This is a genomic window from Xenorhabdus sp. PB62.4 (assembly GCF_014467285.1).
Taxonomy (GTDB): domain Bacteria; phylum Pseudomonadota; class Gammaproteobacteria; order Enterobacterales; family Enterobacteriaceae; genus Xenorhabdus.
The window spans coordinates 231098-250288 of record NZ_NKHR01000002.1; the positions used below are offsets into that span (position 1 = coordinate 231098).

At 44.7% G+C, this 19191-nt stretch carries 10 protein-coding genes; 2 read left to right on the top strand and 8 right to left on the bottom strand.

From position 1 onward, the window contains the following. Nucleotides 1-48: 48 nt before the first annotated feature. The 3 genes from Xenpb_RS02875 to Xenpb_RS02885 are packed head-to-tail and all read right to left on the bottom strand — an operon-like array spanning nt 49 to nt 12006. Nucleotides 49-9756 (bottom strand): SDR family NAD(P)-dependent oxidoreductase, encoded by a 9708-nt coding sequence (locus Xenpb_RS02875; RefSeq protein ID WP_187653008.1) that lies wholly within the window; start codon nt 9754-9756, stop codon nt 49-51. Beyond that, nucleotides 9753-11744: an asparagine synthase (glutamine-hydrolyzing) gene (asnB, locus tag Xenpb_RS02880; RefSeq protein ID WP_187653009.1), complete on the bottom strand. Its 1992-nt coding sequence runs from the start codon at nt 11742-11744 to the stop codon at nt 9753-9755. Before asnB ends, Xenpb_RS02875 begins: the two co-directional genes overlap by 4 nt. A gap of 4 nt (nt 11745-11748) precedes the next feature. Next, nucleotides 11749-12006 (bottom strand): acyl carrier protein, encoded by a 258-nt coding sequence (locus Xenpb_RS02885; protein ID WP_222942851.1) that lies wholly within the window; start codon nt 12004-12006, stop codon nt 11749-11751. 802 nt (nt 12007-12808) lie between these two features. Between Xenpb_RS02885 and Xenpb_RS02890 the strand changes: the two genes are divergently transcribed. Next, nucleotides 12809-13237 carry an EamA family transporter gene (locus Xenpb_RS02890; protein ID WP_187653010.1) on the top strand — a complete coding sequence of 143 codons (429 nt, stop codon included), beginning with the start codon at nt 12809-12811 and terminating at the stop codon, nt 13235-13237. Between the two features lie 82 nt (nt 13238-13319). Here Xenpb_RS02890 and pgm read toward each other — a convergent pair whose 3' ends face one another. Both pgm and seqA read right to left on the bottom strand, forming a co-directional pair. After that, nucleotides 13320-14960, bottom strand: coding sequence for a phosphoglucomutase (alpha-D-glucose-1,6-bisphosphate-dependent) (pgm, locus tag Xenpb_RS02895; RefSeq protein WP_187653011.1), 1641 nt, complete (start codon nt 14958-14960; stop codon nt 13320-13322). 103 nt (nt 14961-15063) lie between these two features. Further along, nucleotides 15064-15597, bottom strand: coding sequence for a replication initiation negative regulator SeqA (gene seqA / locus Xenpb_RS02900; RefSeq protein ID WP_187653012.1), 534 nt, complete (start codon nt 15595-15597; stop codon nt 15064-15066). Between the two features lie 259 nt (nt 15598-15856). Between seqA and ybfF the strand changes: the two genes are divergently transcribed. After that, entirely contained in the window at nt 15857-16636 is a 780-nt protein-coding gene (ybfF, locus tag Xenpb_RS02905; protein WP_187653013.1) for an esterase, read from the top strand. A 238-nt stretch (nt 16637-16874) separates the two neighbouring features. On the opposite strand, the gene Xenpb_RS02910 is transcribed toward ybfF, so the two are convergent. From Xenpb_RS02910 to Xenpb_RS02920, 3 genes are all read right to left on the bottom strand, one after another. Then, nucleotides 16875-17681 carry an inositol monophosphatase family protein gene (locus tag Xenpb_RS02910; RefSeq protein ID WP_187653014.1) on the bottom strand — a complete coding sequence of 269 codons (807 nt, stop codon included), beginning with the start codon at nt 17679-17681 and terminating at the stop codon, nt 16875-16877. Between the two features lie 137 nt (nt 17682-17818). Further along, complete coding sequence (locus tag Xenpb_RS02915) at nt 17819-18034, bottom strand: hypothetical protein (RefSeq protein ID WP_187653015.1); 216 nt, start codon at nt 18032-18034, stop codon at nt 17819-17821. 116 nt (nt 18035-18150) lie between these two features. Next, nucleotides 18151-19164 (bottom strand): hypothetical protein, encoded by a 1014-nt coding sequence (locus Xenpb_RS02920; protein ID WP_187653016.1) that lies wholly within the window; start codon nt 19162-19164, stop codon nt 18151-18153. Nucleotides 19165-19191 lie beyond the last annotated feature (27 nt).

Genomic DNA, 19191 nt, shown 5'->3' on the forward strand with positions numbered 1-19191 from the left:
TACGAATCGCTTTTATTACGCATTGTTTTCACGCCACTTTTCATGACATTAAACACTCAAATTCTCCGGAGATGTCACTGTTACTCGGTTCTCTAAGATCGCCTCTAACGTTTCGAGATATTGTTCAGGGTTGAACGGCTTTTCATTGAGCAATGTTGTCTGCTCATTTTGAATAACAGCGTTTGTGGAATGGTCTGGTGCCCAGTAGCGATCGCGGGCAAACGGATATCCGGGCAATTGCACAATGTGCCTTTTGCCTGTCAAGTGCATCTTCTGCCAATCAACGGCTTCACCAACGCACCAGGCTGCAAGTAATTTATTTAAATCTCGTCGCTGCATAGCGTTGGCAACATCCTCCGTGAGTTTCAGATCACGCATAACACCGGTGCCACGGGAACGGCGTAAACTGCCTGTATACAAATCTTTTTTCTGTGTTCCGATGCCTGTGCCTGAGAGAAATTGACGTAAATTTGCACAGAGTTCATTAATACTTCTGGCGGCAAAACCCAGCCTCTGCTCCATAGGCTCACGTCCTATTTGGAGCGTATAGGCCAGATCGGCAATTAATGGTGCGCAACCATGAGATTGCTGCTGCTCAAGGAAATGGCACAGATTTGCTGCTGATTGGCGTAGCCTGACTCCATCACGAGCCGAGAGCAGGATGACTTGAGGCTCCTGTGGAATATCCTCGTGATAATGATTTGGCTGTGGTGGTGATTCCAGAACAACATGCGCATTAGCACCACCGAACCCGAAACTGCTGACCGCGGCACGCAACGGACATGTGCCCTCTGCTGATGTACCTTGTGCTGAATAGTTGTGCGGTATCCAGCTACGTCGTTCACGAACAACCTCAAAACCAGACTCCGCCAGTGGCAAATCTTGATTGAGCTGTGTGCAATGTAAGGTCGGAGGCAATTCACCATGCCGCATTGCCAGCAGCACTTTCAACACGCCAGCCAATCCTGCTGCTGCTTCGGCATGACCAATATTGGTTTTAACTGAACCCAACGTACAAAGTGGCTGAATTGATTTATCCTTGCTGCCAAAAGCTGTACGCAAGTTGCGGTAAGCATTGCCAAGCGCGGTCACTTCCACCAAATCGCCTAAACTGGTGCCTGTACCATGTGTTTCAATGTAACTAATACTATCTGGATCGATACCCTGCATTGCCTTTTCGATCACCACAGTCTGCGCTTTACTATTAGGAGCGGTCAGCGAGCTGGCGCGCCCACCGTGGTTTTCGGCGCTACCGATAACAATACCCCAAATTGAGTCACCATCACGCTGTGCAGCGGCCAAAGGTTTAAGCAACAGTGCAACAACACCTTCTGAACGGACATAACCATCAGCCCCTGCTGAGAAGGTCTTACAACGCCCGTCCGGACTAAGCATGCCAGCCATCTGTGTAGCAACAAAAGTATCAACACTGAGCAGCAAATTAACACCACCTGCAATTGCCATGTCACAACGCCCGCTGCGGATACTTTCTACCGCCCGATGCAATGCCACTAATGAGCTTGAACATGCTGTATCAACGGGTTCACTCGGCCCATGGATATCAAGCAGATAGGAAATACGATTGGCAAGCATGGAATGGGCATTGCCGGTAGCCGTGAAGGCATCCAGCGCGACACCACTGGCATTAAGTAATTGGTGATAATCGTATCCGGAAACACCAAAGTATACGCCTGTATTTTCCGGCAAACGTGCTGGCGCATAGCCGCCATCTTCCAGTGCTGACCAAACTGTTTCCAGCGCCAATCGGTGCTGTGGATCCATCAACTCCGCTTCAAGACGGGAGAGATAAAAGAAATCAGCATCGAATTGCTCTGCCCCTTTTATTTGTCCAGCCCATTTAGGAAAATCTGACTTTCTGATAATCCCTTCGTAGCGTTTATCAAAACGATCACCAGGATAAGCCGTCACCATATCGGCCCCTTCGCATAGTTTTTGCCAAAAGGTGTCCAAATCGTCAGCGTCAGGGAAGCGCCCTGCCATCCCCACAATCGCTACCGCGCCATTTTGGCTTTGCTCCTTTTCCTGAACAGGAGATGTTGATGCTGCTGCCTGCGTTATAGGCTCAACCTGCAATGACGACTTGGCTGGTTCAATCGCTAATTTTAATTCATCGGCATAATGACTAACGATATGTTCACTCAGGCTGCGGATATTTGGGCATTCAAAGAAAATAGCCGGAGTTAACGAACTGCCCAATCTGGTATTTAATTCAACCGATAATTTGGCAAGGGCAATTGATTCAAAACCATAAGAATAAAAGTACGTATCAGCATCAATCTCATTGAGATCGAATTTCAGGAGATCAGCCACTATAGTACGTAAGATTTCAACCAAAATGGCATACTGATTCACCGTTGCAGAAGGTGCTGCCACAGGTTGGGGGATATTTTTGGCTGATTCCACTGCATTGGATTCAGGTTCCGGTAATTCCAGTGCCAGTACTCTATCAGCCGCCAGTGTTGGTGAAATGGCTATTCCTTCATTTTTCCCTATCTGCGGCAAAGGATGGCTGGAGCAAATTAATCCAGCAAGCAACCCCAACACATGTCCTTGCTCATCCAGCAACGTAACATCTGCCTGCCATTGGTTTCCATGGAAAGCCCAATCCAGCATAATTGCTCTGGTTCGCTCAAATTGTTCTCCCTGAAGGCTGCCCAATTGCGAAGCTGTTAAATTGTTTGTCCCTCCATGTCTTGCAACGCTTAAATAGAGTAAACCCTGCAAAATAGCACCTGCTACCCACGGAGTGAGACGCACCTGCTGTTTGTGCGGATCCTGACATATTTCTGGCTCGCTTACATAAACCAGTAAACGCTGAGATGCCAGTTGAACAATGCCGTCTACACACTGTTGATAAGGTTTAGCGTCAATCTTGTGTTCAGCCAATTGAGCATAAAAGGCCTCTTGATCTTGCTCCAAAGGCAAACTCAGTAACTCTGGTTGTGATGGTCTGTTGAATGGCTGTTGCGCCGTTAAATAAACAGTAAAAATGACGGTGGATGTCAGCCCGTTGAGATGCACCAATTCCACATGCTTACTGCCATTTCCGGCATTGAGTAATCGCCACTGTAACCGTGTTTCTGTTGTTCCCGATTTCGGCAACTCTCCCCACTGTGCTTGTCTGAGCTGGATATCACTGCCCAATCCGGCCAAGTGAGTAAATGCCAGAGCACCATCCAGCAATGCCAGTGTTACATAACGACGTTGGCGATCTGTGGTATAGACATAATCTAGCAATTCGTCACTGCGCAGTGTCAGCTCATAACAGATACCCTTCACATCGGAGCAGTTCACACCTACCCATGGGTGAGCCCGACGGGTAAAAGCCAATGGCTGCAATACACTCGGTGCATCACTGTATTCCGGATACCAGCAATACACCTTCTCAAATGGATAAGCGGGCAACGATAATTTCAATGGGCGACTATTTTGCGGCCACAGAAGATCCCAGTCCAACTCAGCACCACCACACCAGAATTGTGTCAGGTTATCCAATTGGCGCCGATGCAAAGCATCTTCAATCACATCTGTATCGTAGTGATGGCGCTGTTGCAGAATATTGGCGGTATAATGTACTCCGGCCGGAATAACAGGCTCTTTAGCTGTCCAATCAATGGCGCACAATCTCTCCAGCCAATCAGAAACATCAGCGATGTTATGTGCCACCAGCGCCAAACGACATGGCAACTCGTTTTTACCTGTCTGCAAAGTGTAAGCCAGACTATCCAGAGATGGGGCGGTATCGTTCACATAATGACGCAGATCATTCAGTACCGCAGCCAATGCCTTCGGCGTCATTGCAGAAAAAACAATCACCTGAGGTTGCCCGCTATCAACAGTAGCAGGTAATACTTTGCCATGCTCTTTAACAACATGCTCTTCAACAACAATGTGAACATTAACGCCACCCGCACCAATTGATGTAACGCCGGCACGCAGAGGCACTTCGGCCACCCCATCTGGGCCAGAAATACGAGGGCGCTGCCAAGGTGCCAGATTACGCTGCACTACGAATGGCGTTTTGGTAAATTCAATGGAGGGGTTTAACTCTTCTGAATGCAGGGAAGGAACAAGAGTACGGTTTTTCATCTGCAACAACACCTTGGTCAAACCGACCAGTCCAGAGCCAGAAAGCAGATGGCCAATATTGGATTTCACCGAACCTATCGCACAAAACTGTTTATCCTGCGTCTGGCGGGAAAATGCCAGACTAGCACCTTTGATCTCAATGGGATCACCCAGAGAAGTTGCTGAGCCATGCCCTTCAAAATAGCTGATAGTCCGCGCATCCAATCCCGCATCGTCCAACGCCCGCTCTATTGCCCGTGCCTGCATCTGCGGGCTAGGAACACTAAAGCCGTTACGAATGCCCGCATTGGTCATGCCACTGCCTTTGATTACACCATAAATAGGGTCGCCATCCGCTTCCGCTTCTGTTAGGGGCTTGAGCACCAAAGCGCCTACACCTTCCCCCAGAATTGTCCCGTCAGCGCCCAGGCCATAACTGCGCAGTACATCAGCCTCTTTACTGGTGAAATGTGCTTGTGAAGTAGCGATAAAATCAAAGGGATGAACCATCAAATTGATACCACCTACCAGCATCATTCGACATTCACGATTACGCAGCATCCGTATAGCTTGGTGTACACAAGCGGATGATGATGAACACATGGTATCAATAAAAATTGATGGGCCTGTAAACCCGTAGTAGTACGACAACATGTTGGCAAATACGCCTATCTCACTGCCGCTGGTAACAGCGCCACGCATCAGCATATTCTGGAAACCATACAATGAATAACTATTATTCATTGAACCGACCATGACACCAATATCACTATCATAGCGACGGCGTAACGTTTCGCGTGAATAACCTGCATCTTCAAATGCCGTGACACCCGCCTGCAAAAAGAGACGCACTTCCGGGGAAAGTAACTCAGCATCACGCTGCGAAATATTGAAATAACGCGGATCAAAATTCGCAATGTCATTCAGGAAAGTCCCCGATTTCACCACGGTTTTCCCCAACACATCACGTTCACCGAAATAAATATCTTTACGAGGCCAACGTGATTCCGGCCATGGCTGGAAACTGTGGCGGCCTTCACTCAATAACTGCCAGAATTCTTCCAGCGTATCGGCCCCAGGATAACGTCCCGCCATGCCGATAACGGCAATATCGTGGTTTGATGCCTCGGAAACAGAAAGTGGTGGGTGTGAAGGAAGGGGTAATGATGAGCTCTCTGGCTTGAGTATTGAATCGGATACAGAATGAGAAATGACCGATTCCTGAACCTGTTCAACAATGGCCTGCTCAACAGTAAGATGTTGGGGCTTAAGATCTTTGGCAAATAAGCCCAACAGGCTTTCTCGATGCTCTTCTATTAAATAAGAAGCGACGCCCTGCAAGTTGATATATTCGAAGAACAGCGTCTTAGGCAATGAACCCAAACTATCTTCCAGCTTGCTGGTCATATCAACAATGGTAAAAGAGTCGATACCATAACGTTCCAATTTTTCTGTTGCGTGAATATGTTGCGGATCCTGACGGGTAACACGGGCAAATAGCTGGCGTAAATAGTCGTTGGTTAGCTGCAACAGACGCTTATCATCAACTTCAGTGTTAGCAGAGGATATGTTTTCAGAAGCAATTACAGGTTCAGTTTGCTGTAAGGTTTGCTCGTTTAAGCCCGCATATTCGCGTAACTTATCAGCCTGACCAAACAAAACCACCCTCTGCTCTGACGTATTTACCCACAATGCCCGTTCCAACGCCATTAATCCCTGCTCATCAGGCAAGGGGACAGTACCATTGCGTTTGAACATATATGCCAGGCTGGCATTATCGACTTGCATACCACCATTACGCCATAACGGCCAATCTATCACGCGCGTTACACCATGACGTTCCCCTATAGCACTTAACTGCTGGCGTTGAAGCGCAAAACTGTCCAGAAAGGCATTTGCTACGCCATAATCAGCTTGTGCCGCATTGCCGAAAACACCAGCGACCGAACCAAACAACAACATAAAGTCAAGTTCGCAATTGCGGGTAACCCTATCCAGATTCACAGTACCATCCAGCTTTGGCGCCAATACAGCAGCACAACTCGCTAAAGGTTTATTGATAAGATAGCCATCATCCAACACACCTGCGGCGTGAAATATGCCATTGAGTCTGCCGAATCGGGTAAGGATTGTCTTGAACACGGACTGGATATCTTCCAGCCGCGTGACATCTGCCTGCTGATAATGAACCTGTCCTTTATCTAACCTGCCCTGTAATTGTGCAACCGCTTCACTCTGTGCGGAACGTCCACTGAATATCACACAGGCATTATAATTCCGACATAAATATTCCCCGACCAGTAACCCCAACGCACCTGTGCCACCAGTGATCCAGTAAATGCCGGCATCACGCAGCAAACCAGAGTCGGTCCACTGTTGCGATAATAACGCGTTACGACATAGCCAACGGCGATTTTGCTTGTCATAGCTGACTTCCACCACATGATCCGCAACTGACTCTTCACGCACTATATGCTCGAAACGTTCAACATCCTGTGGGTTGAATTCATCTATCAACACCAGCTTACCACTCAACGATGGCTTTTCCTGTTGCATGGTTTTCAACAGAGAAGCCAGTGGTGCATAAGCCGGAGAGTCTGCCTGACCGGAGGCTACCAGCAGAATATGGCGGATCTTACTGCCACGTTCCTGCATTAGATGCTGTAATTGCTTATAGCACGTATTAAATGCGGTTTTCAGTGTCTCTATTTTCCACTGGCCGCTATCCACAATGGCAGGAAGCTGTAACAATTCAACATTCAGGCGAGTGACGCAATCCTGAGCCAATCCAGCATCCAGCGCAGCATTAATCACTAACACGGAGGTATCCAGTTCTCCCCGTTTTAATGAGGGAGCTTCATACCATGTCCGAGTAACCTCAAGTAGTATGTTTTCTTCTACAATGGTCTTTTCTAAGGCCGTTGAATCTGAAACAGATGTCTGAACTGTCATCGGGCGTGCCGTATAGCCAATCAATCGCTGACACAAATATCCAGATTCGTCGAATAAATCGATATCCAGCCGCGACAAATGTGGATGGTTCCCCTCTGTAGGCCGCAACCATGCCCACATGATTTCACTTGTATTTCTATGAATTTCCAAAATATCAAGCGCAAACGGTACAGACGGCGCAATCATCTTGCCCCAATCGTCGCCAGTTTTCGTCCCCAACGCCAAAGCCGCTTGAAGAGCGCTGTCCAGCATGGCTGGCTGCAAGGCCAATGCGTGTGGGCGTTCCTGTGGCATTTGCAGCTTTGCTATGACACTACCATTACCGACATGAAGTTCAACCAGCCCTTGCAGTGATGAGCCATGCTCTATACCACTGGCTCGCAGTGCAGCATAACCTTGTGAAACATCAAGAGAACGGGTATGACTTGCCAGCAGGTTATCCAGATTTTGAGTAACCTGAGCCGCTTGGACATATTGCAGCCGTCCTTGACTATAAACCGTGCCACCGTCATCAGTAATCTTATAATCATAGCCGCCATCACAACGTTTCAGTGATAACTGAACAGAGAGTTCTGATGCTAACAGCACCAATGGCCGTATCCATACCACATTGTGAATGGAGATCATTTTTCCATACTGTTCCCCTGATACTTCTTTATTTTTAGCCGCTGCGCTAACCAGCTCTAATACCATGACCCCCGGTACAATTAATTTCTGGTTAACCAGATGGTCACGCAGAAAACAGAGTGTTTGGTCAAAACGCAGAGAAAATTGCCATTGATCCCCCTCTTGCCCTTTTTTAGCTACGCCCAGTAAAGGATGAGCCGGGAGATGGGCCTCAACGTATTTTTCTGTAGGACGGAACCAATAAGGTATACGGGCAAAGGTATAACCAGGTAGATGTAAACGTTGACCTTGTATCGGCCATTGACTCCAATCCAGCTCTCCACCATGTGCCCAGGCAATAGCGAATTTGGTAAAATTCCCCTTTTCCAACCAATTTGTAGCCAGATTCTGGATATCTTCATTATCCAATTTGCCATAGTTTTCTGCGTCGTGTTCGTTGCTTTCGCTGTCCTTAACCCGACCGCGCCAGCAGCCAGATGGTAACTGCCCCTGAGCTAACTGTTCTAACTGTTCTGCCCACGACTGGAGGCTGGTTGCTTCAAACACCACACGCTCGCGCATTGGCACCCGGCCTGCCCGCAGAGTATGTGCAATATCTGCCAACGCTGGCGGTGATTGTTCCGCTAACCGTTCGCGTACCCAATTTGCAAGCTCCGCACAATATGCCAGCAATCGCGGCTCATCCTGTGCTGAAAGCGGTAACCACTCACTACCCGTTTCTTCCGTTGTTCTGTTGTCTTTTTCTGGTGTGGTCAACTCCTCTTCCAACAACATATAAGCATTTGTTCCGCCAAAACCGAATGAACTGACACTGGCGCGCAACGGAGCACCCGGTTGTGATTGTGTCCATGGACGTAATTTATCAACAATGTAGAAAGGTGTTTCATCCAATGAAATCAACGGATTAAGTTTTTTAAAATTGATAGTGGCAGGCAATTGACGATGACGCATCGCCATAATCACTTTGAATATACCGGCAATTCCCGCCGCACCTTCCAAGTGACCAATATTGCTTTTTACCGAACCTACCCCACAGCTTTGCGTTGGCAGCGATATCCCTGTTGTTTTGCTGAGCTTAGAGAATGCCTTTTTCAGTCCAAGAATTTCGATAGGATCCCCCACTGGCGTGCCTGGCCCATGAGCTTCAACATAGCCAAGGGTATCCGGTGCAATGCCGGAACGTTGGAAAACATCAACAATCAGCTCTGCCTGCGCATTTGGGTTAGTGACGGTAAGTGAACTTGTGCGCCCGCCATGATTACTTCCGACGCCTTTAATCAGGGCATAAATCGGATCACCATCGCGACGCGCATCTGTGGCCCGTTTTAGCATGATCACACCACCGCCTTCACCGCGTACATAACCATTTGCACCAGCATCAAAAGCACGGCACTGACCATCGCGTGAGAGCATACCCGCCTTGCTGAAGGCAATGAAATGGCGAGGAGACCAACACAGGTTGAAGCCCCCCGCCAAGGCATAATCGCAATCTCCCAAGAGCAGCGCTTGCACCGCCTGTTGCACAGCAACCAGAGAGCTGGAACAAGCGGTATCATTAACGACACTAGGGCCTTGAAAATCGAAGTAATGAGAGACCCGGTTGGCAATAATAGAGTACGCCGTGCCCGTGGGATAATAAGCATCTATCTCATCGACGTGCTGTTCAATCAGTTCGGCATAATCCCAGTGGCATACTCCCATATACACACCCGTACGCGAACCAGCCAGTTTATCAGCACGATATCCCGCATCCTCCAGTGCATGCCAACTTAATTCCAGCGCCATGCGCTGTTGTGGGTCCATGGCTTCCGCTTCGCGCGGTGAAATCTGAAAAAATGCAGCATCAAAACAATCTATATCCGAGACAAAGCCCCCCCATATACTATTTGTTTTATTGAAGCCACGACGCGGATCACCAAAGTGTTCTTCTTTATGCCAACGGTTATTCGTCACTTCGCTGATCAACGAACGTCCTGCCGTCAGATGGTGCCAAAACTGCGCCAAGGTATTGGTTTGTGGCAGACGCAGGCCAACGCCAATGATAGCGATATCCTTAGAATATTCGGCATTATTACTCGTTGAATTCATGGGAATGTCCTTAAAGTGGAGCTTGAGAGAGAGCTGATACTGCGTCGGTCAACAACATGAAGAGGAACATCTTTCCACTGGCTCTGTATTCCTTTACCAAGCACAAACCAGTGATGCAGCCAAACCAGAGAAGACAGCAGAATAAATGCCTGATTTTCTTTCGTGCCAATCTGTTCGGGCGCACTGTTAAATATGCGGTTGACGAAGGATTCGACAAATTTCGGATTGAGTATTCCAATTTCTTCCAGTGTATTACGATTCAACAACATGTCACGGTAGTCTGGACGAGAGCGAACGAATACAGCGCTGTCTGGTGCCCGATAAGGGAATTTGCCTTTGCTGACAATACATTCTGGCAAAACATTGGCATACGCACGTTTGAGCATATACTTCTCATCGAAACCATCATCAAAACGCAGGTTAAGTGTTGCAGCCAACTGGACAACCGCAGGATCCAGAAAAGGACAGCGATTTTCTACACCGTGCGCCAATACCATGCGATCACCTTGTGTGGAAAGTAGATACCCACTGAGCAAAGTACGGAATTCCAGCCATTGGGCTTTCTGTACTGCGCTTAAACGTTGGTAATCAGGCTCTTTAGCTACCAATTGCATCAGCGCCGAAAATGGTTCTCCGCCACCTTGCAATAATCGGGCAGCAAAACGACCATTCTGAAAACGCATTTGGTGGGAAAAAAGGCCGGGCAGATGTTCTTCGGTAAATTGCTGATAAAGCCCTAGCATACGACGCGGCCCGTCTTCCCCATTGAAATGGCCGAGGTAAGGATAAAGTTGAGTCAGTTTGTGCAATCGCGTCTCAGAATCCATCTGATGCCAATTTGATAACAACAGAGTATCTTTGAAAATGCCATAACCCAGAAAAGCCTCATCAGCCCCCTCTCCACTAAGAACCACCTTAATGCCTTCGCTACGTACGCGCTGTGATAATAAATACATTGGTACAAATGCTGTGCGGAACACGGGAATTTCAGCATGACGTACGGCCTCAGGGAAAGTTTCAGCCACATCTTTATCCGTGATACGTATCGCAGTGTGTTGCGTTTTCAAGTGTGAGCATATCGCCGCTTGTTCGGCTGATTCGTCGAACTGAGAATCCTCAAACTGAATCGAGAAGGTACGTAGCGGACGCGGACTCTTCTGAGCCGCGATATGGGCAATAATTGAGGAATCCAGGCCACCACTGGCATATACCCCCACTTCAACATCGCTGCGCAAACGAAGTTCCACCGACTTATCCAACGTGGCCCGAATTAAATCAATCCCTTCAGCTTCCGTTTCAGGTGCTTCGCCAGCAATCAAATCGGCAGCCCATCTTCCCTGCTCCATCTGTGTTCCCGTCAAGGTGATATATTCACCCATAGGCAACTGCACGATGTCCTGATAACTGCTCTGAGATGGTAAAGGTGTCCAGGTAGCAAAAATCGAGGGAATTTGTTCTCTGTCAAAAGAAAACTTAAAATCAGGATAGGCCAAAAACGCTTTCATCTCTGAAGCAAACAACCAGGCTCCACGATGTCGGGCAAGAAAGAGAGGACGTTTACCAAACCTATCACGAACCAGATGCAATGCACCACTAAAACTATCGTATAACGCAAAAGCAAAAGCTCCGTTAAAACGTGGCAGGCAATCTTTTCCCCATGCAGCCCAAGCATGCAATACAACTTCTGTATCTGATTCAGTTTGAAAATGATGCCCTAACCCGCGTAATTCAGCACGTAGCTCACGATAATTATAAAGTTCACCGTTGTAACATAACCAATAACGTTCATCAGGGGTGCCCACAGGCTGAGAACCCGCTTGCAAATCAATAATGCCCAGACGTACCGTGCCCATGGCTAAATAATCATCAACAAAATAACCGACTTCATCAGGACCACGGTGCTGTATCTGCCCAAGCATACTGCGGATCAATGTAGGGTATTCCTGTGGATCTATGCTGCTACGGTAAAAACCGGCGATTCCACACATATTTTTAACCTACAAGTCCAAATTGAATACGTTTCTTCTCGATAGAAGCAACCATGTTTGACAATGAGACCATAACATTACCCAATAATTCGCTCTCATCGAATTTGATATCATAATGTTGCTCTATATGCTGAATAAGCTGGATATAGCCAAATGAATCAAGAATACCGGCTTTGAATAAATCGCTATCCTCGGTAATATTTTCATCAAAATTAAAGAGAAATTGTTCTTCTAAATACTGTTTCAATTCTTGTTTTATCATAAGTAATCTTCTCTGCATAAAAATACACAAATACAAAATAAATAAAATTAAGATTTTAATATACTGAAAATAGAAAATGAGATTCCTATTGAGTGTACGGTTATTACATCTGCTTCCTTACCGTATTTTTTCAAGACAGGCCCGTTACTGTAACGGTCATGCAAACTAGCATAGCTACCGCACGAGAATGTCATTTCCCGGAGATAACTTATACCAACATTTAGAAGGGATAATGTTAAAATTTTATTACTCAGAAGTGATCGAAAGTATTATTCATGACCATTAGGTGGGTAATATTCAATCAACCAATATGACGAAAAAACAATACAAAACGCTTCTGATCCTACAAACAGATCAAAGTAACTTCGTTTATTGTATAATAAAAACACAAAATAAGAATATTTAGCTTTGATAAGTAGCAATAAGCCACATATTAATAACGATAGTTTTCTTTTTCTATAATATAAAATATTAATACCCCAAGGATATCTGTCATTACGTTAATGCAAGATTGAAAATTAATTTTTGCCTTATAATAAAATTTGATAATAAAAATTATCATTTTTATGGGATTAAAAGGAAATATAATTGCGATTTTTTAATAAAAAATATACATTCTCTTTCTATGTAAATGCGTATTAGAATAAAAAATTCTATTATTATCGGTACAAGTAGCAGTATAAAACCAAAAGAATATGTTAAGAATAAGTTTTCTATTTGTGAAATTATATTATGTATACTCAACTCCACAAAAATAATCTATGATTCATTCTTCTGATACAACACCTTAGGTTAATTGAACATGAGTACATGGCTGATTTATGCCTTGCTCTCAGCGCTGACAGCAGCACTGGTGGCTATTTTTGGTAAAATCGGATTGCAAAATCTGGATGCCAACACAGCAACTGCCATACGCGCCGTTATCATGGCATTGTTTCTCGTTGGTGTTGTCGTAGTACAAGGAAAATTAAATCTTATCAGTGAAATTCTCACCAATCGTAAGGCATTGCTGTTTATTTTATTAAGTGGAATTGCTGGTGCTCTCTCTTGGTTATTCTATTTTCTGGCGATCAAGCATGGCAACGTTTCCCAAGTAACACCGATCGATAAGCTGAGTGTGGTATTTGCCGTAATTTTGGCGGTGATCCTATTCGGTGAAAAAGTTTCTCTGGTCGCTGCCGCAGGCGTTGCTTTGATTACCATAGGTGCTTTGATGGTGGCTTTGGGATAACGCACCATAACAGCCATAAAAAATGAAAAAGCCGCAGCAAACGCCACGGCTTTCATTATTCGGATCAAAAAAGAAAATGGCTTTAACCCGCCGCAAATACTTGATTAACGATTTCCAGTGCTTCTTGCTCAATTCTTTCGCGATGTTCCGCACCGAGGAAACTTTCACAATAGATTTTGTAGGCTTCTTCTGTGCCAGAAGGACGGGCGGCAAACCAACCATTATCACTCATCACTTTCAATCCCCCAATGGAAGCACCATTACCCGATGCCGTCGTCAGGCGGGCAGTGATCGGATCGCCAGCCAGCATATCGGCTTTAACCATTTCCGGCGACAACTTGGATAACAACGCTTTTTGCTGATGAGTAGCAGCGGCCTGAATACGGCTGTAACTTGGTGTACCGAATTGTGCCGCCAGTTTGTCATAACGCTGCTGTGGGTTTTCTCCGGTCACTGCGGTCATTTCAGCAGCCAGCAAACACAGAATGATGCCATCTTTATCCGTTGACCATGGCGTACCGTCAAAACGCAGGAAAGAAGCTCCCGCACTTTCTTCCCCACCAAAGCCCAGTTCACCTTTATACAAGCCATCGACAAACCATTTAAAGCCGACAGGAACTTCGACTAATTCACGCCCCAAATCAGCGACAACACGATCAATCATGGCACTGGAAACCAGTGTCTTACCCACTGCGACATTTTCAGGCCATTGTGGACGATGGCGGAATAAGTAATCCACTGCCGTTGCCAGATAATGGTTAGGATTCATCAAACCAGCCGGTGTGATGATCCCGTGACGGTCATAATCAGGATCATTAGCAAAAGCCAGATCAAACTTACCACGCAGCTCCAACAACCCTGCCATTGCCCAACGAGATGAGCAATCCATGCGGACTACCCCGTCATGATCCAGTGTCATAAAGCGGAATGTCTGATCGATCTTATCATTAACCAACGTCAGATCGAGATTGTAGTATTCTCCGATGCGCTGCCAGTAAGCAATGCCAGATCCGCCCAATGGATCAATACCAATTTTCAGACCGGCTTTCTGAATCGCGGCCATATCCACAACGTCACCCAACGCTGTAACATAAGGGTCAACCAAATCCTGCGGATGAAGATACTCACTCTTTAATACCTGTTCATAAGGCAACCGTTTTATCCCATTAAGATCATTCGCCAGTAACTCGTTGGCACGCCGTTCGATGATAGCAGTCAAATCGGTATCGGCTGGCCCACCATTGGGGGGATTATATTTAATACCACCGTCTTCCGGCGGATTATGAGATGGCGTGATCACAATACCGTCAGCCAGATTTTTTCCCTGACGGTTGTAACATAAAATGGCATGGGAAATCGCAGGCGTCGGGGTAAAACCGTTATTTTCCTGCACAATCACATCCACGCCATTTGCCGTTAACACTTCCAATACGGAAATAAACGCCGCTTCTGAAAGCGCATGAGTATCTTTACCCACATAGCATGGCCCTGTCATTCCCTGCTGTGAACGAACTTCTGCGATCGCCTGAGAAATAGCCAGAATATGAGCTTCATTAAAACTGTTGCGTCCAGAACTGCCGCGATGACCGGAAGTGCCAAACTTGACTTTATGTGCTGGATTTTCGGGGTGTGGTTGTAAGGTGTAATACTGTGATGTGAGCTGGGCAACATTAATTAAATCATGTTGCTGGGCGGGTTGTCCCGCTCTTGGGTGAATTGCCACGTTCTTTCTCCTGGGAGACTGCACTGGCTTACCTTCCAGTGCAGTATAAATAAGTTAAGTGCTTTAGGGCAGCTAACAGGGCTGAACTAAAGGGCTAAACTAACTAAATAGTGCCACACACTTTTTCAATCAAATTTGCCGGAAACTTCATATCCTGCATGACATGTTCGATCATGCTACGTTTACGGTCAGTGTTAGTATTTGTGATCACCCAGAAAGGGGTACCGGGGATATGGCGTGGCTTAGTTTGCTTGCCGCTGGCCAAAAGTGTGTGCTCATCGCCCGCGAAATAGGTGCGGGTACGGCCGTGCATCGCTTCCGTTGTTTTAGAAAAACTTTCACTGTTCAAGCTATACAGCGTGGACAGGATCAACATAAAGCGCTCAACAGATTTTTTCTTTTCAGCGTACTCATCGGAAAGCAATAATTCGCGAATAACGCGAACAGCATCACGAGAACGGGCAGCAGGAGTTTTATCAACAGATGTAGGATCGTTGGCAGGCGGTGTAATTTGTACTGGCTGCCCGGCGTCCAATTTCAATATGCGCCGTAAAATATCAGATGCACTTTCACCGATATGCAGAGTTTGGCTTGCAATAAAGCGGTAAAGGTCTTCATCAACTTCTATCGTTTTCATTTCTATCCAGTACTGTTCTTAATGAAAAAATTATCCTGAGATTATAAGATATAATGCCACAAAACAAAACAATTAAACTTTCAATAACTTAAAGTGATTCTTTTTAAAATCACTAATCTTCAAAAAAGCGACTTCCCTCTAAAATAAATCAAACAGTTACAACTCTTTCACCCGATTGAGTTTGTCACTGCTTGCGTGTCATGATATTAAACAACTCAATATTAAACGTTGTATAAATGACATTAAATTCAGGCAAATTATGAAGTCAAATAGTCAATTAAATTATCATTTCCACACACCGGAAAATCCGCAATTATCCACACCCATTGTCTTGATTCATGGACTTTTTGGTGATTTAAGCAACCTTGGCGTATTGGGACGTGATTTACAGCAACATTATCCGGTGATTCAAATTGATGTGCGTAATCACGGTATTTCACCACGAATGGAAAACATGGATTACCGCGATATGGCACAAGATGTCCTGGCACTCCTTGATGAACTGAATGTGCCAAAGGCCACGATTATCGGGCATTCCATGGGCGGCAAAATCGCCATGACCATGACAGCAGTTGCACCAGAACGTATTGAAAAGATTGTGGTGATCGATATCGCTCCCGTTGCTTACCCTGTCCGCCGCCACGACAGTATTTTCGCGGCACTGAACAAAGTCACGGCAGCAGGTGTACAAACCCGGCAAGCAGCGACAGACATTATGCGTCAGGATATCCGGGAAGATGGCGTTATTCAGTTCCTGCTGAAATCGTTCCGTCAGGGGGAATGGAAATTCAACCTGCCTGTCCTGCAACAAGAGTACGAAAAAATCATCGGTTGGGAACGTGTTCCTGTATGGTCACAGCCGGCATTATTTATTCGTGGTGGAAATTCTGATTACATTACCGAAGAATATCGGGAAGATATTATTAGCCAATATCCACAAGCGACAGCATGGGTTGTTGCAGGTTGTGGACATTGGGTGCATGCAGAAAAACCAGAAGCAGTACTCAGAGCGATTCATCGCTTTCTGGGAACAAAATAATGATATTATCAACTCACATTCAGTGAGTTGATAAAAAATAAAGCATATTCAATCTATAAATTCCTTTTAAAAATAATTCTATCTTTATTTCTCACATCTATCCAAAAGAAAGATCCAATATAAAAATAGTTATATCTAACTCATTACTAACCCACTAATCTTAATAAGAAAAAGCATTCAGTATTTATTACATCAATACTAAATAATATATTCCATAGACAAGTAAAATACCTTGACTTTAATTAAGGATAAAAGAATTCATTCTTGCTACTGCGCTATCAAGCAATTTTGGCGTGCATGCCGATATCAAGCTACCACCAAACATCACTTTTTCCCGACGGCCGTCCAGCGAACAGAAATCCCCACCCGCTTCCTTAATGCAAGGCAAGATAGCAGCGCTATCCCACGGTTTCATCAAAGTATCAATGGCACAATGCAGACGCCCAGCGGCGACCATTGCATGTTGGTAACAATCATTGACAAAAGTAAAATCACGCGCTGATTTTACCAATGAATCCAAATTATAAGCGATTGTGCCATCGGCAAGATTGTAACTTGTACTGTGTATTCCTGAGGCCGTCATTACTGCCTGTTCCACCCTTTCCGGTGAATTCTCTGCAATTTTAAGTTGACGCAGTGGCTTGCCTTCAACGCTCATCCAACAACCTTCACCTTTTGCAGCATAAACCACTGTCGAAATTGCCGGGAAGCTCATCACACCAACCACTGGCTCACCTTGTTCAACAAAAGCAATCAATGTACTGAATAATGGAATGCCATATAAAAACGCTCTTGTACCATCAATAGGATCAATGACCCAACCAGATTCAAATTTTTCTGCGCCTTCCAGACCAAACTCTTCTCCCAAAATAGGCACGCCCGGGCTGCGTCTGGTGAATATGTCACGAAGTTCTGTTTCTAACATTAAATCAGTTTGGGTGATAACAGAACGATCAGGTTTATAATCAAATTTCCCCGCTCCGTCAAAAGCATCCTGCGTTTTTTTTCTTATTGCGGTCACTGCTTCAAGGGCTATCTTCAACATCTGTTTATAACTCCTTGTATCATTTTCAATAGCTATACTTTAACATGGGAAGATTATAAAAAATATAAAACAGATAACCACTCCAGAATAATGTCCCAGAGTGGTTAATGAAGTATTTACTGAGCAGGCTATCATCACTACTGCCGCTTACTCAAAACGTCTTTAATAGCCTCATGAAGGGAATTCATGATCTCATTTATGAGATTTATCACATCCTTAGGTGGATAACCCATCTCACGCAATATATCAAATAGTCCTCCAAGTAACGAAACCATACCCGAAACGACTTTTTCTATTTCGTTCCAGAAAGGATTATCAAAAGATCTAATCCCCTCTGCATTTGTGGCTTCCATAATAAATTCCCCACTGTTTATTGCTGTGTAATATTAACCTACACCATTAATATTATTTCATATCTTTAATTATAAATATTGTATTAGATTTATTATATTAAACTTATTCAATGTTATTATTTTATTACCACATCCCTGTTAACTAAAAAATAACCGCAAAAATTTTTATATATTCCACGGTCAGAATGGCAAGGATCATATATAATTCTTCCTTTATTGTCTGTTTCTCTTACTTTAGAATTACCGGGTTTATGTGCCCAAATTCGCTCCCAAGGGTTATCTCTGGTGCCTTTTTGGACAAATTTATACCAATGATAATCAAAATAACTCACATCATCATCAGTTGCATAAAGCGCCACAACATAACTTGGGGATTTTTCCATGTATTTTGGGTTATAGTCTTCTATTTTAATTAATCCATCTGCAATTGCTCCCTCTATAACGTTATCCTTATACGCTTTAAAGTTTTCAGAACCTCCGGGTTGAGGAAAATCTTCAATTACATAATTACAAGCATAAGAATAACAATTAGTTTTTTTTAGCCTGGAACCATTTTCATATTCATTCCAGAATGATTTATCATTATTAATATGATTCCAATCCACCTTATTAACCTTTCCAGTATTTGGGTCAAAAAACCATACGCTACTACTTATAGGATTAACTACGTCACGTAAAAATAATTCATTTTTTTCTATATGGTTTTCTTCATCGTATGCTTCTTCGAGTTGAATTGAATTTACAGAAATAATACTCTTTTTGGGATCAATAGACGCTATTTCAAGTTCTATATACTCCCTAAGTTTATTATTATCTTTAAAACCCTTAAGTAGTTCTCGACCAATCAGTTGGCTCTTTGCTAAACCTGATGCTTGCCCATCACAGATATAAAAATGTTCAGGCAATCCAAGCTGTTTTGCCTCATCAACCATAGAGCCGCTAAATTCAACATAAAACCCAGAAAACCCAAGTTTCCTAAAATGTTTCTCAAGGTCAGCGTTAATTCCCTCTTTGTTTGACTGAAAGAGTTCCAATAACACTTTATTTTGATGATTATTTTCATCGTCAAAATCATAATTCCACTCATAATTTTTTCTACCCGAAAAAGCTAGCAGTGTCACATTAATCATCTTGCTCTCCATATATAAATTTAATAT